Genomic DNA, 20,170 nt, shown 5'->3' with positions numbered 1-20,170 from the left:
GTTCCATGGCCGCGCACGTCGATCCGGACAACCTCCAGTCCGGCACCCTCGTTGGTGTTTACACCGTGGTCCGGCGTATCGGCGCCGGCGGCTTCGGGACGCTCTACCAGGTCGAGCGAGACGGGAAGCACTACGCCCTCAAGCTCTCGCGTGAGCGGCTCGGCTCGCTCACCCCGGAGAAGCGGAAACGATTCGAGGACCGCACCGACCGCGAGGTGGCCGCGCTCAAGTCGCTACGCCATCCGAACATCGTCTCGATCTACGCCGTCGACCGCTGGCCCGAGCTCGAGACGGGCTACCCGTTCCTCGTGATCGAGTTCGTCGAGGGTGAGCGGCTCGATGGGTGGTGCAGGTCGAGTTCGCCGTCCCTCCTGCGAATCTGCGAGGCGTTCGAGAAGATCGGCCGCGCCGTTCACTACATGCACGAGCGGCAGCTCTTCCACCGCGATCTCAAGAGCGAGAACGTCCTCGTCAGGAGCGATGGTGAGCCTGTCCTCATCGACTTCGGGATCGCAAGAGCTCGAGCGTCGTATCGAGTGACACGTCAGCTCGACGTGGTCGGCACTTCGACCCACTACGCCCCGGAGTACCTGGAACACGTCTACTCAGAAGCGTTTGAGCGCGGCGTGGACTTTGAGTGGACGGCGGCCACGGATCTCCACGCTGTCGGCTACATGCTGTACGAGCTCCTTGCTGGCAGGCCGCCGTTCAGCGGCGACAGCGAGCCGGAGATCTGGCGAGCGATCCAGACGGTCGTGCCGCGGGCGCCCTCGCTCGTGAATCCAAGGGCACCGGGAGCGCTCGACAACGTCGTCCTGAAGCTCCTCGAGAAGGACCCGCGCGATCGCTACCAGAGCGGCGCCGAACTCGCTGAGGCGATCCAGCGCATTCGCGAGGATCGAGCTGCGGACCCCGCATGGACAGGCCCGTTCGACATCCCAACCGAGATGCCTGGGGCCGTCGTCACGACAGCCGCGCGACCGCGGGGACCTCGGGCACGCGGTGATGAAGGCGAGATCGAGCCCATTCGGTCATCTACGGAATCGAAGCGGCCGACATCGGACGTTGACCACTTCCTGTCGACCACTCCCCTCATGCAGGCGCTCGAGAAGGGCGCTCGACCGGGCGCCGCGCCTGCCGGGCCGGTCGTGGACGACGTGCCGTTCGCGCCGCCTACAGTCGTGAAGCCGCTCTTCGTACCACCCGGCGCGGAAGCGGCAGCGCGAATCCCGCCGCCGAGCCCGAACGCTCCGCCGACGGTTCCGTCGGTCATCCGGCGCGTCAAAGAGCAGATCGAGCGGGGCGACAAGGCGAAGTCAAAGAAGCTGCCCATTCCCGCCACGATCGGGCTCGCGCTTGCCGTCTTCCTCTTGGCGTTCTTCGCAGTCGTCGGGAGGACGGGCCAGGCCGAACGGAATCCGAGCAGCCTCATCGAGAGGGTGAAGAAGGAGTCGGCTACGTCTGGGACGGCAGCGCAGGCGGACAGCGCGCCGCCTCCCGCCACGGCCGTGACGAACATTTCCCTTCCGCCGCCTCCTTCGCCTCCCCGACCGCCGGTCTCTGCACCAGCCGCACCGCCGACGAGTGCTCCGAGCGCGGCGGACGCACGCAGCATCGACCGCGAGCTCGTGGCCCACTACGGCGGGCGGCCGACCGTCCCCAGTACCGCGGATCACCCCGCCGATGGAGGCGTTGAGGCCGGCGCGGCTCAGGAACCAGCTTGGATGCGGCGGTCCCAGCCGCTCCACGCGCCGGCACGCGTCGCCAGGACAAACGCGCCCTTGGGCATTCCGACCGGAGCACATATCCCGGTGCGGCTCCTCACGACCCTCGACAGCCGGACCGTCGGGAACGGCCCCGTCGAGGCGAAGCTCTCACGCCCGTTCGTGGTCCGCGGTGAGGTGGTACTCGCGGCCGGAACCCTCTTGTTCGGCCAGGCTTCCGCCACGGACGGCCGCTTCACGATCCGGTTCGCGAAGCTGCGGCTCCCGGATGACCGCGAACTAGACTTCGCCGGCCTCGCGATGGACCGCGAGGACGGGAAACCCGGACTCGCTGCGAGCCGTCGGAGCGCGGCCGATCCGGTGCAGGGCGAGGGCCTCGGAACCGCCATCGCCAAGAACACGGCAGGCGTCCTGCTCAACACCGTCACAGGAGGCGTCGCACAGGATGTCGCGCGTGGCGCGGGCCAGACCGCCTTGAATCACCAGGACGCGACCGCCGCCGGACGGGGCGACACGCAACTCCTTGATCCAGGCGTCCTCTTCGACGTGTGGGTGGAACGCGCCTTTTAACGCCCGCTCCTCTGTCCTTGACATGCACCCCTAATGTGGCAAGCATCTGGCATCTATGTAGATGCCTATTGGATGCATGCTCTGGAGGGGGATCATGCAAGGGATTCTTCGCGTTCTCCGTCTGTCACTGGTGGCTTCCGTGTTCGCGCTCGGCGCATGTGGCGGCGGCGATGCGGTGAAGGGCACCGGAAGCGGCACCGGTACCATCAACGGCGTCGTCGTGAAGGGCGCGGTCAATGGCGCGACCGTCACCGCTTACAAGGTCGGCGACGATGGGAAACGCGGGGCGGCCCTCGTCAGCGCGAGCACGGGCCCCGACGGCTCCTTCGCGCTCAAGCTCCCCGCGTACAATGGAGTTCTCGAGGTGGCCGCAACCGGCGGCGTCTACACGGAGGAGGCGCTCCGAACGCCGCTCCAGCTCACCCGCGAGCTCGTCGCGCTCGTCGGGAGCTACAAGGCAGGGGCAACTGTCTCGCTCACGGTGAGCCCCGTCTCTACCGTGGCAGCTGCGCTCGCTCGCTACCACGTCGCGCACGGGTCGCCAGCGGCGACCGCCGTCGACGATGCGTGGACGCACGTCAACGGGCACTTCGGCAACATCGACTGGCGGACGACCGTCCCTGCCGACCTGAGCTCCCCCAGCGTCGTCACCCTCTCCCACGAGGCCATCGCCGGGCTCGTCCTCGCTGGTCTTTCGCAACAGGCCAAGATCATGTCTCAGAACAGCGGCGTGACGCCCGGAACGGTCGTGAGCGCAGCGACCCTCGGAGACGCGGCTGCGCTCGATGCAGGGGACGGCACCCTCGACGGCATCGCTCCGACAGGAGCGCTCGCGCAAGCTGGGACCACTCTGGATGGACAGACGTTTCGGCGCGGGCTCGGCCAAGCGATGCTGCTCTTCCTCGGTTCGGCCCAGAACGGCTCGGCGATCGCCTCGGCCGACGCGGAGACACTGGCGAGCAACCTCGCAGCGAACAGCGATCCCTACCTCTTCTGCCCGGGACAAGTCTCGGCGGCCTCGTGCGCCGGCAGTGGCATCGACCTCCAGGGCCCCGGCATCGCGTTCGTGACCCCCGCCGCGAACAGTGGCGTCACCGGTGCGGCCGTTGCCATCCACGTGACGGCCACTGACGCGAGCAAGATCACCGCGCTCCGGTTCACGGCACCGGTCGCGCTCATGGGCGAGATGGCGGTCCTCTCGAACACGACGGCCGAACTCAGCGCCACTCTCGACGTCTCGGCCTTCCCCGATGGCGCGCTCACCATCTCGGTCGAAGCCGAGGACGAGTTCCACAACAGCTCGACGAAGGACCTCACGGTCGTGGTCGCGAACCACGGCCCGACCATCAGCGTGAGCTCGCCCATGAACGGAGCGGTGGTCTCCGGCAACCTGACGCTCACGGCGCAAGCGATGCCCCAGACGCCTGGCGCCTCCGTGACGAGCCTCCTGCTCGTGAATCCGCCTCCGGGCGTGGGCACAGACCAACTTCCTGCGGCGGACGCGCTCGCGATGAGCTGGGATACGACGCAGGCTCTCGAGGGCCCGACGACGCTGCGGTTCCGAGCTGTCGATTCGTACGGGTCAGCGACCGAGACCACGGTCACTGTCACCGTGGACAACGTTCCATTCGGCGTCGTCACGATCGCGCTCAACGCCGGCACCCCGATCTCGGGCGCCACGGTCAGGGTCGTGGCGGTCGACCCAAACACCGGCGCCATCCGAACGGACGTCGGAGTGGGTGGCGTTCTCGGTGAGGGGGGGCCGACGAGCGCGGCTGGAATGTATGCCCTGACGCTCAGCGCAGAGAACTACCAGGGGCCGATCCGGATCCTCGCCGTGCCCCCCGCGGGATCGTCGCTCTGGTATCTCGATCCGACAAACCCCGCGTCGACCATCACGATCCCCTCGTCGATGGGCCTCACTTGCTTCCTCGCGAGCTACACGACCGGCACGGCCATCACCGTCCCGGTGACCCTCTGGACGACTCTGGCCGACGCTGAGGTCCTTGCGTATCTCCGTGGAGATCATCGCAAGTACCCCGTCCCTCACACGCTGCAGCAGGCGCTCACCTTCGGCGACCACCTCTTCACCGATCACGTGGATCCGATTCGCCCTTCCTACGGGCTCCGAACGACGGTCCCCGTCTCGCTGACGCAGCCTCCGACGCACAATCTCACCGAGGTCGTCTACGCCGCTTTCCCGGATGTCGCCCTGAACCAGCTCGCTCATGACGTGGGCGTCTGGGCCGGCCTCGGCTCGAGCGGCGTCATCACCGCGCCTTCGCTCGTCGCCCTACTGCAGCAAGACCTGCTCGCGGACGGCCAGCTCGACGGGCTCGGCGCCGGCGGCCAGCAGCTCCAGACGCCTGGCAGCCCACCCTACTCCCTCGACGCGAATTTCCTCCGCCTGTACCTGGCGAACGCGCTGGACGAGTTCATCCAGAGCCCGCGCAACATGACGGGCCTCACGAGGACGAACGTCGACAACGCCGGCGTCTACGGCACGATCTCGGGGGATACGTCGGATCTGTTCGGGCCGCTCTCTCCAGCGCCCTTCGACAACACCGCGCCGACCGTGACCGTGAGCGCGACGTACGGCTCTGGTTTCGCCGCTCCCGTCGGATCGACGAACCTCGTGTCCGGCAGCGTCCACCTGACCGTGAACGCGTCCGATCCCTCCGGAGTTCAGGGAATCTCTCTGAAGGCGAACGGCGTGAACGTGCCAGGCACGCTCCAGGCACACGCGGACGGATCCGCGACGTTCACGGCTGACTACAGCACCTCGGCCGTACAAGACGGGGCGCTGTCGTTCCAGATCCTCGCCATCGATTCGCGTTCGAACAGCGGCACGACCACTTTCAGCGTGACGGTCGACAACGCCCCGCCCTCGATATCCGTGACGAACCCCGTCGGCGGCATCTACTACTCGACTTCTATCTCACTCGACGCCAGCGCGAGCGACACGAACGGGGTGGCGAGCCTCGCCGAGGTGGCGAAGTCGGTCCCGGACCAGGACGCGACTCCGAGCCACTTCCTCGGGTCCTGGACCATCCCGGCTAGCGTCCTCGACGGCCCGACCGCGTTCACGTTCAAGGCATGCGACGTGGTGCAGAACTGCGCGAGCCAGAACGTCACCACGAACATCGACCGCACCGCTCCTGGGATCACGGTCACGACCGCGCCGCCCACGTACACGAATCAGGGCACGGTTACGTTCGTCGTGACTGCGGCCGACGGCGGCGCTGGCGTGGCAGCGGTCTATGCCCAGACGCCAGGATGGCCCGCAGTCGCGGGTACCTACTCGGCCGGCGCGTGGACGCTCTCGAACGTGCCTCTCGCGGAAGGTCAGAACATCATCAGCGTCTGGGGCATCGATAACGCGAGCCCGCCGAACGGCGGGCTCGGCAGCGCGACCACGCTCACGGTGACGAAGGACGCGCAGGCGCCGTCGGCCACGGTTCGAAGCACGCCCTCGTACCTCGACGAGCGCACCATGACCGTCGGCAACACCGTACCGGCCGCCTACTCGTGGCCGGCCGGTATGGGTAAGTCGAGCGTGGTCGACGGATCCGCGGTCTTCAAGGCGGCCACCCGGGTCGCGTGGAGTTCGAAGCCCACCACAGCCCAGCTCGAGGGAACGAACCCCGACAACCTGCCGTTCATCCAGTTCGCGGTGGCGACCGGGCCGGTGGACGCACCCATCACCGCGGCGAGCTACTCGATCGCGGTCAACGGCGGTTCGGCTCTCACTGGCGATCTGCTCGCATGGAAGAGTGCGGCCAGTACGGGCTCTACGTCCCTGTTCGACCTCCCGCTTACGGCTGACTTGATCCCGGCCCTGGCCACGGCAGCCGGGAGCTTCTCCTTGAGCATCAGTGCGACCTTCACCGACGCCGCTGGGAACAGCGGGTCGGTTGGCCCGGCGAGCGTCACGTATCACGTGATCGGGCCGCCCATGTACGTCATCGAGGACGTCGCGTACGCCAGCTACAACGATCCCAGGAGCACGTTCCCATACAAGCTCGCGAGCAACACCTACGCGACGCTGTTCGATCCCACTTCGGGCGCCTTCTACGGCGGCCAGGTTCGGCTGCTCCGCTACATCATCACCAACCCCGCCCCGTTCAACGTCGGGATCCGCTTCGACATCACGCAGTCACCCTCGGGCTCTTGGGTTTCCACGGAGACCTGGGATGGCACGCGCACTCGGCTCACCACGCGAAGCCCCGTCACTTACAGCAACTGCGTGTGCGCGTACCCCCCGTGCAGCTTCACGCCTGCCGCGCTCCCGTCGATGGATGGATTCACCTTCACCGACTGCTACCAGGCCGTCGGCGACACCTGCGCGCCCACGCCAGAATCGCAGTCCAATCCGCCGAGTGCGGGGAACATCACCGGCTGGTGGACGCACGTCGCAGGTGACACCACGACGAAGCTGATGTGTAGGCCGAAGCTCTGGTACGCCGGGGCGAATGCGGTAGCGATGTCCAACGTGACCGCACAGGCGTTCAACGGGCCATCTCCGACCGCCGGCGAGGTCATGCCCGCCACGAGCGTCGGCTCGTTCTCGGTGATCCCCGCCGCGAGTGGTGGCGCTCCCGGGACGCTGGTCGTCTACGTCACGCGACCGGTAGCGACTCCACGCACCATCTCGCTTGGAACGTGGAACATGTTCGCGACCGCGAACCGCTACGAGGCGAACAAGGGCTACGTATTCATCCCCGACAGCTACACCGTCTCGAGCTCATACGTCTGGTGGTTCAGTTCCGGCCTTGGCGGTAGCAGCGGATGGGTCGGAGAAGTCGCCGCCTACCAGGAGATCGGGTTCCTCTCAACAGCTACCGAGTCGGTCACGGCATCACTGACGCTCACCACGCAAGGCGTGTCAGGGAGTTCGCTCATCGGCGAAGCCGCGTCGGCCTCTACCGCCACGGTATCGCGCGCGCTCACGACGCACTGACAAACCAACCCAGGAGAATCCCATGCGGCTAACGCTCAGCCTCGCTGTCCTAGTGTGCGCATTCTTCACGTTCGGCTGTGGCAAAGAGGGACCCCAAGGCCCGGCCGGTCCCGTCGGGGCGACGGGGCCTTCAGGCCCCGCCGGCGCGCTGTACGATCGCGCGTCGAGCTACTGCAGCTCGAGCAGCGTCGTGAACGCGGCATCGAGCTGGACCGTCTCGGTCACGTGCAAGAGCGCCGGTGACATCCCTATCAACGGCTCGTGCTATGCCCCGGACCAGCCGGCGAACGCTTTCCTCGCCTGGTCCGAGCCGGTCGACTGGTCCGATACTACGAAGTCCGCCGGCTGGACCTGCACCTGGGGCTGGCAGCCCGGTACCGAACCGACGAGCCCCACGTTCTGGTTCAGCGGAACCGCCGAGATCTGCTGCGCTGCGCCGCAGTAGCAATATCGGAGCCACTTGTGATGCTGAGCTACACTCGCGAAAGGCTCGCGGCGCTCCTCCTCGGAACGGTGTTCGTTTTCACCCCCGGCCCGGCGTCCGCCGACCGCGGCGCCCTCACGCTTGAGGTGGGCGGCTTCGGATCAGTTTCCTCGCTGCCTCCTGGCGTCGGAACTGGGACGCCGGTCACGGGCACATCGCTCGGCGGCGTGCTCGGGGTGCGATACGCGCCGTTGCAGTGGCTGGAACTTTCGGCCGGCGGTTTCTACGAGGCGCCCGCTTCTTACTTCCACGCCGGCACCTCCGTCACGAACGAAAACGGTTCCTTCATCGGAACGCTTCAGAGCCGCGTCGGTTCGTGGGGCATGACCGTTGGCGCGCGCTACGTGCGGGGGCTCGTCTGGCGCTACTTTATCGGCCTGGAGGCCGGATTCGCGCGACGGACCGCCAGCCAGCTCGACCTCATCGATGTGACCGACCCCGCGAGCCCACGCAGTTTCGGGCTCGGCCTCGCGGATGTGACCACGACAGAGCTGCTCCTCGCGCCTCTCGTCGGCGTCGAGTGGGCAGTCTCGGATCACGTGACGCTGGGGCTCTCGTCGCGCCTACAGATTCACCTGGCCGAGCGTAGCAGCGTCGAGTTCATCGTTCCGATGACTGTGTCCTACAGCTGGTACGTGCTGTAGCCCCGCATCGTCCTCGGTTCCTGCCGAGTTCTCGATGGGGAACGGAGGAAAGCTTGCAACGCCATCACCGCGCTCTCCTCCGCGTCCCCTCTCGGACAAGGCCGGCGTCTACCCGCGAAGCCGATGAGCGGTTTGCTACGCGGCCTTGGAAGTCTTCGGCAGGGCCTTTCCCTTCTCGAAGACCGCGTCCTCGCCGAACTTCGCCACGATCTTCTTCTTCGTGTCGAGGCCTGTGGCCTCAATGACGAACTTAGGGACTCGCCGGGCGCTCTTGTCGGCGACCCACTTCGTCATGTCCGCAGGGCGCCGGCGGGGCCGACCAGCAGCACGAGCGGCGCGCCGTGTCCCTGTGACGGCCAGTCCTCGCTCGAGCTCCGCGGCGGCGATTTCGGCTACCTGGCGCTGGATCGCCGGAACGACGTTGCGAATCGCCGATGCAATCGCGTTCTTGAGTAGCTCCTCGATCGACTGTTGAGCAGGCATCATGACTCCTGAAGGTTAGGGTTCCCGAAGTGTAGCGGCCGGCAACGTCGTTGCCAGAAAACCGGCGGCCGCCATGGATCTCGTTCGGATCGGCGGCGATATCCTGACGTAAGTCGCGCCACTGCCGTGGCAACCGAGGGTCATGCCGTGCGTCGTGAGCTCTGCGCTGCACGGGAGGCTGCGAGCTCGTCGGCATACTGCTGAACCCTCACCCTGCACGCCGGACAGGCCCTCGCCTTGCGATACGTGTTGTCGTTCGCCGGTACAGCGTGTTGGCACACGAGGACGTCGTACCGCCTACTGCCCTGGCGCTCATTCTTCTTCACGATGCTGCGCCAGACTTCCGGAACCGTGAACTTTCGCGTCTTCTGCTGCGGCTTCGGCAATTCTCTTCTCCTCTGAGATGCTGCCCCCGCGGGCGAACGGCTTTACCACGTTTGCCGGCTTGCTGCTGTTCTAAATGGCTCCAGCAAGGATGCCACCTTCTGTTTGCCCGGTGTCGGCCCTTCTGGATTGCGTGGTCCTTCGCCAACTCTTGTCATACCGGCGGGATACCGTATCCGGCGCATGCTCCCCATCATTCTTGCCGCCTTCGTGGCCGCTCTGCCCTGCCAGGGGGCCGGACAGCATCGGAATCCCGCCGCCAAACGCGCCTTCAAGAGGGAACATCCCTGTCCGGGAGGCCCTGACGCCGGAAGCCACAGAAGGTGCCAAGGCTACATCATCGACCATGTCTGCCCGTTGGCCTGCTGTGGCCTAGACGCGCCCCAGAATATGCAGTGGCAAACGAAGTCTCAGAGCAGGGCGAAAGATCGCTGGGAGTTGAGCTGCGTGACGTGCCGGCCTGGATCGCCGACAGGTCAGGACGGGCGCAGGCCGTAGTTTCTCGGCCGGACGGCGCCTCAAAAGGGCGCCGGGAACTACTGCCTGTCGTTGTGGAACCGAAGCTGCGCCGACTCGATGTCGCCCAACAGTTGACCGTACGTGGCGGCGCCTGGCCTACTCAGCGGGTGGTATGGCGATGCTCAGAATGTGGGTGCGATCGAGCGACGGCTCGCCGGCGCCGCGCGCGGCTGAGCCTTCCGGCACTCCGATCCGACGCCATCGTATGCACGCCGAAGTGCATGCGCGAGCGGGAGCGCAAGAGACTGCGTGAGAGGTCCGGGCCAGGGTCGGACTACTACCGGCTGCCCGATGGCTGGCGATGCCGAGTATGTGGCCGGCCAGCCGTCGAGGTCTACGCCAAGCGACGAGCGGCAGGTCTGAGCCTTCCGTCACTACATGCCGAGACGTGCTCGAAAAAGTGCTCGAAGGCCTTGAGGCTGACGCGCTGGTTTGAATCCCGGCTCGTTGCGTCAGGATGAGACGCGATTCCGGCCTGACCGCTTGGAGTTGTACAGCTTGTCGTCGGCGGCCTTGATGAGCTCCTGCGGGCTCTTCATCTCGGCCCCGAGTTCCGCGACACCGAGCGAGATCGTCACCGGGATCACCACTCCCTCGAAGCTGAAGCGGTGCGTCTCGACTGCTGCCCGGAACTTTTCGGCCACTGTGGCGGCGCCCGCGCGTGGAGTTTCTGGCAGGACCAGCACGAACTCTTCACCGCCGTACCGGGCGAAGCACTCCTCGGCCCGGACCTGCGCTCGGATCGTCGCGCCAAGGTCGCGGAGCACGTCGTCCCCCGCGAGATGGCTGTGCGTGTCGTTGATACTCTTGAAATGGTCGATGTCGAACATCACGAGCGACAGGGGCCGAGCGTGTCGCTGCGCACGCACGATCTCGCGCTCGAGCGTCTCGAGGAAGAAGCGCTTCGTCGACGCCTGCGTGAGGGCATCGGTGACCATGAGGCTGTAAATCTCCTCGTGGTACTGCGCTTCCACGTCGCCGCCTGCGAAGAACTTGAAGATGGCCGGGCCGACCTTGAATCGGTCGCCGTCGCGCAGGGTCTGCTCTGAGACAAGCCGGTCGTTGAGGAAGGTGCCGTTCGTCGACTTGGCGTCCACGAGGGCGTAATCGCGGCCGCGGGGCTCGATCCTGGCGTGGGTACGGGAGACGCTCGGCGCGTCGACCACGATCGAAGCGCCGACGTCGCGCCCGATCGTCAGCGTCTCCTCGCCGTTCAGCGTCCACTTCCTTCCGAGGTGGGTGCGATCCTGCGCATGGATGAGGATGAGGCACGCGCCCGCAGGCCGCGCCTTTTCTCCGATGAGCGACAAGCGCGTGAGTCGCGTGCGACTCGGCACGGCCGCCGTGAGTAGGTCCTTCACAACGGGGGGCACGCTGCTGTGCTCATCCATGACCCGCTCCTCCTACAGGCGCCCGGGGCTCTGACGTTCTGCCGTACGCAACCATGTGGATTCTATTTAGATGCCCGCAAGCATCCTAGCTGATCTAGACTCCTCAGTGGAGGCGAGAGCGATGACGAGCACCACGAGGCGGCCGGAGCGCGGTGCGCTCCCCAGAGCCTCCTCGAACGACACGATCGTGGCTGTCGAGTTTCAATCAGATGAAGAAGCGGCCGACGTGCGTGGCGAACTCGAGGCGAGTGCTCTGCGCGTCGAGACTGGCTACGGTTACGCCACCAGCCTCGCCGGTGGCCGCAGCGCCAGCGCTCGGACCCTCAACGTGACGCTGTCGCCAGAAGCGGCGCGGATGCTCGGCTGTCGGCTCCAGGCTCTTGGATTCTCGGTCGACCTCGGAGCCATCGACGGCAAGCCGATCGCGTTCTTCTATCGCCCGTAGCAAGCGTGGTTCGTGAGGCCGCATGGCCGAGAAACCTGCCAGCCCGATGCCTCTGGTGCTGCGGCTCCCCTTGTCGCTCGCTCTTGCCGTCGTCCTGGTGGAGGCTCTCTACCGAGCGCCGTCGACGGGGCTTGTGGCACAGGGGCCAGCTGCGCGCGTGCTCGCGCTGGTCACGGCTCCCCTCCTCCAACGCTACCTGCCCGTCCGTGCGTGGGCCATAGCGCATCCGTGGCTCAGCGCGCTCACCGCGATCATCACAGCTGCGGCACTGCTGCTCATGGCCCGGCAGCTGCTCCTCTGGTGGCGAAATGAAGTCGTGGCGCGCATCGCGGGCACGTACTTCCAGCCGGCTCGTCTGGAGTTCCCTAGCGTCGAGTTGAATCTCATCGACGAACTGCACCTCCGCCCCGCCGGCACGACTTTCGTCGGGAAGTCGCCGCGACGCCGGTGGGGGCGTTGGGACTGGACGCCCGTCTATCTCACCGAGCAGCAGCGAGACTCGCATCGGCACGTCATCGGGAAGACCGGGAGCGGCAAGAGTCAGGGCGTGATCTGGCCACAGGTCTTTCAGGACGTCCTCTCCGGGAAGGGCTGCGTCGTCATGTCCGGCAAGGGCAGCGACGAGGAGATCGCCATCGTAAAGGCGATCGCCAGCGCGGCCGGGCGGGAGGAGGACCTGCGGGTGTTCGCGCTGCCGGCCTGGAATCAGCCACAGCTCTTCACGCACTCCTACAACATGGTCTACGTCGAACCGCGCATGCCCGAAGGCCCTGGCGGCGATCCGGTCCTCACCGCCGAGCGCGTCTTCTCGGTCCTGCCGCTCGGCGACAACGCCTACTACAACACGCAGGCGCAGATCTTCTTTACGAATCTCTGCAAGCTTCTTCACGGCATGGTGGACGGCGACGGGCATGGGTTCCCGTTCACGATGCGCGACATCGGCGTCTGCCTGAAGGGCGTCGGCGATGACGGCTGCTGGAACCGGGCGCTCTCGTGGTGCCTAGAGACCTCGGAGGAGCGCGGCGCCGCGAAGGAGATCAAGTCGCACATCGTGCGGCTTGGGCGCGACATCCACAAGGCGCTGTCCGGTCTCGTCGGTGTCGTCGACAACTTTCAGGCGCCGCAGGTGAACTCGTACGAGCCCGACATCGTGATGAGCGATGTCCTCGAGCAGAATCAGATCGTCTACGTCCAGCTCCCCTCGAACCTCTTCAAGCTGCAGGCCCCCGCGCTCGGCAAGGTCTTCCTCATCGACGTCCAGCAGCAGGGCTCGCTTCGCCAGGTCCATCGCACGACTCGCAACCAGCGGGCGTTCAGCGTCACGGTCGACGAGTTCGCGCGTTTCGCGGACAAGTCGGTGGTCGATAGCCTGAACCAGCTGCGAGACGCGCACGTCCAGTTCACACTGGCGCATCAGAGCGTCGCTGATCTGGAGATCGTGAGCCGAGAGTTCGCGATGGCGGTCTGGGACAACACGCGCTGCAAGGACATCCTCAAGCAGGACAACCCCGCCCTGTGCGAGCTCGTGAGCAAGTCGATCGGCACGGCCCAGGAAGTGCAGAAGACCGTGCGAACCGAGAAGGGTCCTCTGCTGACCACGCTCGCGACGCGCGAGGCCTCCACGCGCCTCGTCGAGTCGTACAAGCTCCACCCGAACGCCATCAAGAACCTGGCCCGCGCCGGCCAGGGCTATCTCTTCAACGACGAAGGGCTGCGGCCGGTCTGCTACGGGATGCTGCCCGCGAACTTCCGGGCCACCTACCCGCTCGCGAGCAAGGACCAGTCGGAAGCGCGTGGCCTCAAGCTGTACGAGAAGTTCGTGCTCGGGTCCCCGGAAGCCGCGGTGTCCGCACCCGTCCCTGGTTTCGGTGGAACCTGAGGAGATCCTGGGAAGCTGCACGCCGCCACCGATTCCGCTGCCCTATCACGCGGCTCGGTCGTCTGGAGGAGCGCCGACGTCGCTGCACCATAGGAGACGCCATGATTCCGGATTCGGTCATCGAAGAGGTGCGAGCGCGCTTGGACGCCGTGATCGTGATCGGTCGCCACACGAAGCTGCGCAAGAGCGGGTCGAGCTTCTCCGGCACCTGTCCGTTCCATGCCGACAAGAACCCGAGCTTCCGCGTCTACGCGGAGAAGAAACGGTTTCGGTGCTACGGGTGTGGAGCTCACGGGGACGTCTTCGAGTTCCTCCAGAAGCTGCAAGGGAAGGAGTTTCCAGTTGTCGTCCGGGAGCTCGCGGCTGAGCTGGGAATCGACGTCTCGCAGGAGACAGCTTCCTCGCAGCTAGAACCGCTTCGTCAGGAGAAGGCTGGTGCGCTCGCCGCGTGCGAGGCGTCCACGGCGCATTGGAGTTCGAATCTCTGGGGAAGCGCCGGGGAGAACGCTCGCCGGTACCTGAACGTTCGCGGCGTCAACGAGACGACTGCCCGGGAGTTCAGACTCGGCGTGGCGGTGAAGGAGTGGCACGACCTGCACCGCGCCGTAGCTGGCAAGAACGGGCTCTCGAACGCGGACCTCGGGCGAGCAGGCGTCGTCGTCGATGGGCGCAAGGGGATCTACGACCGCTTCCGCGATCGGCTCATCTTCCCGATCACCGACCTCGATGGCCGCGTGGTTGGTTTCGGTGGCCGAGCCCTCGGCCACGAGGCCGGGCCGAAGTACATCAACACCCCTGAGACCGCTCTGTACAAGAAGAGCCGGGTCCTCTACGGCATCGGCCAGGCGAAGGATGCGATCCGCAAGTCAGGGGTGGCGATCCTCGTCGAGGGCTACTTCGATGTCCTCTTGCCTCGTCAGGCGGGCGTTCGGAACGTGGTGGCCGTGTGCGGGACCACGCTCACTCCCGAGCACCTCGAGCTGCTGAAGCGCTGCGAATGCCGCGAGCTCGTCATGCTCTTCGACGGGGACGCAGCCGGTGCGGCCGCCCCGCCTCAGCTCGCGGGCGCCATCTTCCAGGCAGGGCTTTCCGCGCGCGTGGCAAAGCTCCCGGGCGATCCGGATGAATACGTGCGTGCGCACGGCCGCGCCGGCTTCGAGGCGCTCGTTGCATCCGCGCCCTCGCTGACCGAGTACCTCATCACCCGGGCCATCGAGAAGCACACAGGCACTGCAGCAGCGACGCATGCATCCGTCGAGCAGAAGCTCGCCATCGTCCGCATGCTGGCGCCGCACGCGTCCGCGCTCCCCGAGGGGCTGACGCGCTCCGCGTTCGAGCGCCGGATCGCTCAGCGTCTGGCGCTGGAGATCGGAGGTGTACGGGAAGAGGTACATCGCCAATGCGCACGCTCAGGCGCTCCCGGACCGCGTGCGGAGCGAAGCCAAGGGGCCGGAACATGAAGCCTTTTGACGGCGACCAGAGCGGGCCTTGCATCCGGGTAGCAAAATGCTACCTTTCCTCGGGCATGGGCCAGCCCGTCAAGCTTTCCGAGAACCTCGTCCTGGATGCTCGCATCGTCGGCGAGACGTCCGAGCGCTCGATCGCTAGCCAGATCGAGTTCTGGGCGCGGCTCGGGCGCGCCGTGGAGCCCGTGCTGCGCACCGAGACCGTCCTGCGGCTCAAGAAGCGCGGGGAGGCCGTTCCTCTCTCGGCTTGTCTCAGCTCCGTCGACACGGCGAGCGGACGCGAGCGGGTGAAGGCTCACCTTGCAGCTGGGCCATATCCGCACTTCGAGCCAGCGCCCGGGCGGCCCGGCTTCATCGTCAAGATCGATGAGGATGGGACGCGCACCGTCGGTCGGTTCGTCAACCGGCAGTTCCGGCCTGCCGGGCGCCAGTGACGTCCCCGTTCGACGCGCGTCCCATCATCGTCGCGCTCGCCGGACCGAACGGAGCCGGCAAGACGACGTTCTACGGCGCGCACCTCGAGGCGGCGGGACTGCGGTTCGTGAACGCCGACGCCCTCGCGCGAGAACTCGAGATCGACGCCTACGAAGCTGCCGAGCTCGCCGATCGCCTCCGCAAGGCTCTCGTCGACGCGCGCGAGAGCTTCGTCTTCGAGACGGTGTTCTCCGACCCGGTCGGTCACAAGCTTGAATTCCTGCAACACGCGAGCACGCTCGGGTACACGGTCGTGCTGTGCTTCATCGGGCTCGAGTCGCCTGAACTGAGCGACGAGCGCGTCTCGATGCGCGTGCTCCAGGGCGGACACGACGTACCGACGGAGAAGCTGATCGCCCGTTATCCCCGAACGCTCGAGAACCTGGCGCGGGCCATCCACGAGCTGCCGCATGTGTTGGTCTTCGACAACAGCGACCTGGCCCATCCGTTCCACAAGGTCGCTGAGTTCGAGTCCGGCACACCGGTACTCGTGAATCGCCCGCTACCCGAGTGGCTGCCTTGGGGCTGATGTCACGCGCACGCGTAGTCTACAGCGCTTCGCCCTGTAGCGCTCACGGTTCAAGCTTCGTCGAACGCAGGAGCGGCGAGCTCCCGCTCGTGTCCCCTACGGCCGGTGCAAGCCCGGGCGGCGCGATGGGGCCGCCGCGCTCCGAGTATCGAGCGTAGTACGCCAGCACTGCCTTCACGTACTCGGGCGTTTCGCCGTTGCGCGGGATGGGCGCGAACAGCTGCCGCGGCCGGGCGTTGTACGCGACGAGCGCGCTGATGACGTCGCCTCGGTAGTGGCGCAGCAGGACCGCGAGCAGCCGCACGCCGGCGAGGATGTTCTTCGCTGGATCGAACAGCTCCTCGCGCGACACACCTACCTTCGCGGCGGTCATGGGAAGCAGCTGCATGAGCCCCAGCGCTCCCGCGCGAGAGGCCGCGCGCGGATTCCAGGAGCTCTCCCGCGCGATGACCGCCTTGACCAGGGCAGCAGGGACGGGATGAACGGCTTTCACGTCTTCGATCGCTTGGGAGATCTGGCGGTCGTACAAGCCGTCGGGCGCGAGGGCGCCGCTGGAGAGAAGAAGCAGGAGCGTGAGCACGTCGGCTACGGGCATTTCCGCGATACCAGTTCGGCCGCTATGGAATCCGCTCGAGGTCATCGAGATCGGGCGGCGGCGTTGGCAGAGGGGCTTCGTCCGCGGGAGAAGGGGGTTCCTCCACCGCGCCCGCCACTGGGGGTGAGGGCGGTGCCGTTGCTACTGAGCGCGTGGCCGACGGCGCGGCTCCCTGAGGAGCGTGGTTGTCGCTGCCACCAAGGAACTCGACGAGCTCAGCGACCACCTTCACACGCTCTCGATCATGGCCCGTCTGCTTGTCCTTCCAGCGGTCCGTCTTGAGCCTCCCCGCGACGTAGACCTGGCGCCCCTTTGCCAGATAGTGGCCGCAGAGTTCGCCATGACGACCCCATACCTCGACGTCATGCCACTCGCGCTCCTGCTTCCGGTCCCCGCCCTTCTTGTCGACCCAGCTCCGGGAAGTCGCGAGGCGGAGGATCGCGACGGTCTGTCCTCCGACCTGGCGCACCTCGGGGTCTCGGCCGAGGTTACCGACGAGGATGACCTTGTTGACCATGTCCTCAGTCCGCCTTCGCCGCCAGCACGGTTCCGACAGCGCCACGCGCGTGTGCGCGCCGCAGCTGTGTCTTGCCAGCCGCTCGGCTCGCTTCGGGTATCTGACCGCTCACCTGTGCAGCGGCAGCGCGTCGCGCCGGTTCCCGCGGCGAGGGGTGCACCAGTTCCAGGAGCACGAGGCCCAGGACGAACAGGACGAGCCCGAGCAACAGCCGTCGCGGGAGTCGGAGGAGAAGTCCGACGACCCCAAACATGATGTGGAACAGGAACATGCGATCCCCCTTCCTCGGGGTGAGTTTCGCCATGTTCACCATCTAGATGTCAAGTGGATGCTATCTGGCAACGAGCCTGCTGCGCCAGCTCGCGCAGCTTGGCAATGGCCGCGCGCATCTCGGCATCGTGGCAGGTCGGGCAGCCGCCAGCCCCGTAGGACTCGACCGCTCGGAGCCGCTCCTCGAGCACTGAGACGGCGTACTCTACGGTCTGCCGATCGAGCGGGGGCGGAGGGGGACGAGTCGTTCGCCGCATCCCGGCGGAGTAACATACTATCTGAACGCCTGTCCAGTGAGTGACGTTCCAACCCTGCCCAGCGGGGGATATGCCGCTTCAAGTCCCCGGCATCACGATGCGCGAAAGACGCAGTCGCGCCACGACTTGTCGGGCCGGAATCGGACGAAAGTCGCGTGCCGCAGACCGCTCCGGCTCGACGCGAGGAATCGAACCTCGGCCACGAGGGATGGCTCCAGCCAGACCGCAGCACGTCCCGCACCTCGGCACGCTGGCGACTCTCGATGGATCTGGAGCAGCGCGGGATCAAGCACCGCCAGTTGCGCGGCGCCGATCCCCACGCGCCCCACGTACCTCAACCCGCCTCCGCCGACCGCCGCCAGGACGAGTCCGGCTTTCCAGAACGTGGCTTCGCTCGGCTCGGCGATCCCTACGATGACGAAGTCCGCAGTCTCCTCGATCTTGAACTTCAGCCAACCGGCGCTGTAGCCGGGCAGGTAATGCGAGTCGGCCCGCTTCGCGACGACGCCTTCCAGCGACAGCTCGCGAACGCCGGCGAGGAGCCGCTCGCCACAACTTTCGACGTGGTCCACGTACACAAGCCCCTGCTCGCGACCAAGGAGGCGGCGGAGGCGGGCCTTCCGCTCTAGCAGCGGCAGCTGCCGCAGGTCATGCGTCGCGTTCGTCCTGCCGCTCGCAAAGGCCCGAGCTCGGAGCCCCTCGAAATCGGGCAGCCCGTCGGCACCGAAGACCACCAGTTCGCCATCGAGCAGGGCGCGGCGTGCCGGAAGGGCACGGATCGCGGCAGCCACCTCCGGGAAGACGCTCGTCACGTCCTTCCGGCTCCTGTAGCGCAGCCGGACCACGCTACTTTCCTTCGAGGCGAGCAGGCGGAAGCCGTCGTACTTCAGCTCGAAAACCCAACCTCGCGCCGAGAAAGCTTCTGCGCGCGCTGTAAGCGCCAGCTCCGCCTCAAGCGGCCCACGCCAGACCGGGAGTTGCCGAACTACCTCGTTCCGCCCTGAGATCGCCGTCGGCGCCACGCCCGATCAACTACGCCGCCGATGTTTCCTGTCGAGGGCGGCTGGGCAGGAGAGCGCTCGATCGAACCGCCGCCCCGTGCGAACCGCGCACTTAACGCAGCGGGGCGGAGAGGCCGTCTACAGTCGGTGGCGAGCACGGCCTTCGACGCCGGCCAGAGTCCACCGGAGGCGCCTCGCGAACGTCGTCGAGTTCGTTGACGGTCACCTTGAGGAACCTCCTCGATTTCGCATCTGGGAGGTCTACTTCACCCTCTGCCCAGCTGCCTCCCGCTTCTGCACCACACCGTGTTACGAGCGAACTTGTTCGTGAGTAACGCGTCCTCACCCAGCGCGGCCCCGACGCGCCGGGGCCGCGCCGCTCGATCATCGCCGCCAGCGCCCCGCCTCGGAGAAGCTGTAGTAGCCACCCGCAGCCACGATGACGTGGTCGCGCGCCAGCACTCCGACGAGCTCGGAAGCCGCGCGCAGTCGCTCAGTCAAGTCTGCATCTTCGGGTGATGGGGCCGGGTCGCCCGTTATGCGCTGCGTTCCATAACCGGCGTTATGCGCGGCGGGTCGTTATGCGCAGCCGCGACGGCGTGACGCTGAGCCGTCGGCGAACCGCTGCTTCGTCGCTACGCATAATGAGGCAGGGAGAGGTCTCTGTCAGCGGCTCCATCGGCCCGCCTCGACGAAGCTGTAGTAGCCCTTGGCGGAGACGATCACGTGGTCGCGCGCCACGACCCCGATCAGCTCGGCCGCAGCCCTGAGCCTCTCCGTCAACATGAAGTCCTCGCTGCTAGGGCTGGGGTCGGAGCTGCTCGGGTGGTTGTGAACGAACACCACGCCATGCGCCGAGGCGCGGAGCACCTCGCTGAATACGTCGCGCGGGGAAACCGGGCACTGTGTCAGCGAGCCCTCGGAGATCCTTGCGGTCTTGATGAGGGAGCCGCGGACGTCGAGCAGGACGACGTGGAACTCCTCGCGCGGCGCGTGGGCGACGTGGCGCATCAGCTCCCAGACGCGATCGGGGCTGAGGCAGCGTTCTCCGCGCTTCGGAGCGGCCCAGGCGCCGCGCCGTCCGAGCTCGAACGCGACGGCGATCGCGGCGGCCCGCGTGGGCCCGATTCCAGGCGTGGCCTGGAACTCCTGCGGTGTGCTCCAGGCGAGCTGAGCGAGGGAAGAGTTTGAAAGGAGGCGGTGGGCGGCGTCGCGGGTGCTGTTGGCACCAGCGGCAGGGCCGAGGAGCAAGGTGATGAGCTCCTGATCCGACAACGCGCGGACGCCGACGGTCTCGAGACGGTCGTAGGCGGAGAGGACGGCAGGATGGGTCACGTGTGGCTCCTTCCAGCGAAGTGACGACGCGCTGGCCCGAAGGCCGCAGCGCGTCGTCGCGACGCATGGAGATGAGCGGTGATGCGAGCCGGATGCCGCGCCGAACGTTCAGGAAGATGCGAGCCATGGAGCGTGCACCTCCGGCTGCGGAGCGCCCGGGCGTCCGAGGCACGGACTTTCTTCCGCGTCGGGGCTGCGACGATTTCGCAATGTCCGATTTCTTGAGCGGTACACCGTGAGTGT

General features: G+C 66.7%; 16 protein-coding genes. 8 read left to right on the top strand and 8 right to left on the bottom strand.

Features of this window, described 5'->3' with window-relative positions:
- The first annotated feature begins 5 nt into the window (after nucleotides 1-5).
- The 3 genes from MNZ27_RS01045 (at nucleotide 6) to MNZ27_RS01035 (ending at nucleotide 8,382) form a co-directional block, all read left to right on the top strand.
- Entirely contained in the window at nucleotides 6-2,294 is a 2,289-nt protein-coding gene (locus tag MNZ27_RS01045) for a protein kinase domain-containing protein (RefSeq protein WP_242392162.1), read from the top strand.
- 76 nt (nucleotides 2,295-2,370) lie between these two features.
- Entirely contained in the window at nucleotides 2,371-7,254 is a 4,884-nt protein-coding gene (locus MNZ27_RS01040; protein WP_242392161.1) for an Ig-like domain-containing protein, read from the top strand.
- 465 nt (nucleotides 7,255-7,719) lie between these two features.
- Nucleotides 7,720-8,382, top strand: a complete 663-nt coding sequence (locus MNZ27_RS01035) for a hypothetical protein (RefSeq protein WP_242392160.1) — start codon at nucleotides 7,720-7,722, stop codon at nucleotides 8,380-8,382.
- Between the two features lie 135 nt (nucleotides 8,383-8,517).
- Here MNZ27_RS01035 and MNZ27_RS01030 read toward each other — a convergent pair whose 3' ends face one another.
- Both MNZ27_RS01030 and MNZ27_RS01025 read right to left on the bottom strand, forming a co-directional pair.
- Nucleotides 8,518-8,868: a hypothetical protein gene (locus MNZ27_RS01030; protein WP_242392159.1), complete on the bottom strand. Its 351-nt coding sequence runs from the start codon at nucleotides 8,866-8,868 to the stop codon at nucleotides 8,518-8,520.
- A gap of 1,352 nt (nucleotides 8,869-10,220) precedes the next feature.
- The gene (locus tag MNZ27_RS01025) at nucleotides 10,221-11,159 is read right to left on the bottom strand and encodes a GGDEF domain-containing protein (RefSeq protein ID WP_242392158.1); all 939 of its coding nucleotides are present in this window, start codon (nucleotides 11,157-11,159) and stop codon (nucleotides 10,221-10,223) included.
- Between the two features lie 121 nt (nucleotides 11,160-11,280).
- Between MNZ27_RS01025 and MNZ27_RS01020 the strand changes: the two genes are divergently transcribed.
- The 5 genes from MNZ27_RS01020 (at nucleotide 11,281) to MNZ27_RS01000 (ending at nucleotide 15,952) form a co-directional block, all read left to right on the top strand.
- Nucleotides 11,281-11,604, top strand: a complete 324-nt coding sequence (locus tag MNZ27_RS01020; RefSeq protein WP_242392157.1) for a hypothetical protein — start codon at nucleotides 11,281-11,283, stop codon at nucleotides 11,602-11,604.
- 22 nt (nucleotides 11,605-11,626) lie between these two features.
- Nucleotides 11,627-13,483, top strand: coding sequence for a type IV secretory system conjugative DNA transfer family protein (locus MNZ27_RS01015; RefSeq protein ID WP_242392156.1), 1,857 nt, complete (start codon nucleotides 11,627-11,629; stop codon nucleotides 13,481-13,483).
- A 101-nt stretch (nucleotides 13,484-13,584) separates the two neighbouring features.
- Nucleotides 13,585-14,943, top strand: a complete 1,359-nt coding sequence (dnaG, locus tag MNZ27_RS01010) for a DNA primase (RefSeq protein WP_242392154.1) — start codon at nucleotides 13,585-13,587, stop codon at nucleotides 14,941-14,943.
- A complete protein-coding gene (locus tag MNZ27_RS01005; protein WP_242392153.1) occupies nucleotides 14,940-15,383 on the top strand; it encodes a ParD-like family protein in 444 nt (147 codons plus the stop codon). The genes dnaG and MNZ27_RS01005 overlap by 4 nt, the downstream gene beginning before the upstream one ends.
- On the top strand, nucleotides 15,380-15,952 hold the full coding sequence (locus tag MNZ27_RS01000; RefSeq protein ID WP_242392152.1) for a zeta toxin family protein: 573 nt from the start codon (nucleotides 15,380-15,382) through the stop codon (nucleotides 15,950-15,952). The genes MNZ27_RS01005 and MNZ27_RS01000 overlap by 4 nt, the downstream gene beginning before the upstream one ends.
- Nucleotides 15,953-15,995: 43 nt before the next feature.
- On the opposite strand, the gene MNZ27_RS00995 is transcribed toward MNZ27_RS01000, so the two are convergent.
- The 6 genes from MNZ27_RS00995 to radC form a co-directional block, all read right to left on the bottom strand.
- Entirely contained in the window at nucleotides 15,996-16,532 is a 537-nt protein-coding gene (locus MNZ27_RS00995; RefSeq protein WP_242392151.1) for a lytic transglycosylase domain-containing protein, read from the bottom strand.
- A gap of 37 nt (nucleotides 16,533-16,569) precedes the next feature.
- Nucleotides 16,570-17,064 (bottom strand): single-stranded DNA-binding protein, encoded by a 495-nt coding sequence (ssb, locus tag MNZ27_RS00990; RefSeq protein WP_242392150.1) that lies wholly within the window; start codon nucleotides 17,062-17,064, stop codon nucleotides 16,570-16,572.
- 4 nt (nucleotides 17,065-17,068) lie between these two features.
- Nucleotides 17,069-17,368 carry a hypothetical protein gene (locus MNZ27_RS00985; RefSeq protein WP_242392149.1) on the bottom strand — a complete coding sequence of 100 codons (300 nt, stop codon included), beginning with the start codon at nucleotides 17,366-17,368 and terminating at the stop codon, nucleotides 17,069-17,071.
- A gap of 315 nt (nucleotides 17,369-17,683) precedes the next feature.
- Nucleotides 17,684-18,613 (bottom strand): ATP-dependent DNA ligase, encoded by a 930-nt coding sequence (locus tag MNZ27_RS00980; RefSeq protein ID WP_242392148.1) that lies wholly within the window; start codon nucleotides 18,611-18,613, stop codon nucleotides 17,684-17,686.
- Nucleotides 18,614-18,976: 363 nt separating this feature from the next.
- Nucleotides 18,977-19,132, bottom strand: coding sequence for a JAB domain-containing protein (locus MNZ27_RS00975; RefSeq protein ID WP_408629672.1), 156 nt, complete (start codon nucleotides 19,130-19,132; stop codon nucleotides 18,977-18,979).
- Nucleotides 19,133-19,258: 126 nt separating this feature from the next.
- Nucleotides 19,259-19,927: a RadC family protein gene (gene radC / locus MNZ27_RS00970; RefSeq protein ID WP_242392146.1), complete on the bottom strand. Its 669-nt coding sequence runs from the start codon at nucleotides 19,925-19,927 to the stop codon at nucleotides 19,259-19,261.
- Nucleotides 19,928-20,170: the final 243 nt, after the last annotated feature.

The sequence above is a fragment of the Anaeromyxobacter oryzisoli genome (genome assembly GCF_022690765.1).
In the GTDB taxonomy this organism is placed as follows: domain Bacteria; phylum Myxococcota; class Myxococcia; order Myxococcales; family Anaeromyxobacteraceae; genus Anaeromyxobacter; species Anaeromyxobacter oryzisoli.
Note: the sequence above shows the minus strand (reverse complement) of the source record. Positions and strands in the feature narration are given on the sequence as shown.

Coding starts and splice junctions, on each gene's coding strand:
- MNZ27_RS01020 (WP_242392157.1), top strand. CDS start 11,281: ATGACGAGCACCACGAGGCGGCCGGAGCGCGGTGCGCTCCCCAGAGCC.
- dnaG (WP_242392154.1), top strand. CDS start 13,585: ATGATTCCGGATTCGGTCATCGAAGAGGTGCGAGCGCGCTTGGACGCC.
- MNZ27_RS01040 (WP_242392161.1), top strand. CDS start 2,371: ATGCTCTGGAGGGGGATCATGCAAGGGATTCTTCGCGTTCTCCGTCTG.
- MNZ27_RS01025 (WP_242392158.1), bottom strand. CDS start 11,159: ATGGATGAGCACAGCAGCGTGCCCCCCGTTGTGAAGGACCTACTCACG.
- MNZ27_RS01015 (WP_242392156.1), top strand. CDS start 11,627: ATGGCCGAGAAACCTGCCAGCCCGATGCCTCTGGTGCTGCGGCTCCCC.
- MNZ27_RS01030 (WP_242392159.1), bottom strand. CDS start 8,868: ATGATGCCTGCTCAACAGTCGATCGAGGAGCTACTCAAGAACGCGATT.
- MNZ27_RS01005 (WP_242392153.1), top strand. CDS start 14,940: ATGAAGCCTTTTGACGGCGACCAGAGCGGGCCTTGCATCCGGGTAGCA.
- MNZ27_RS00985 (WP_242392149.1), bottom strand. CDS start 17,368: ATGGCGAAACTCACCCCGAGGAAGGGGGATCGCATGTTCCTGTTCCAC.
- ssb (WP_242392150.1), bottom strand. CDS start 17,064: ATGGTCAACAAGGTCATCCTCGTCGGTAACCTCGGCCGAGACCCCGAG.
- MNZ27_RS01045 (WP_242392162.1), top strand. CDS start 6: ATGGCCGCGCACGTCGATCCGGACAACCTCCAGTCCGGCACCCTCGTT.
- MNZ27_RS01035 (WP_242392160.1), top strand. CDS start 7,720: ATGCTGAGCTACACTCGCGAAAGGCTCGCGGCGCTCCTCCTCGGAACG.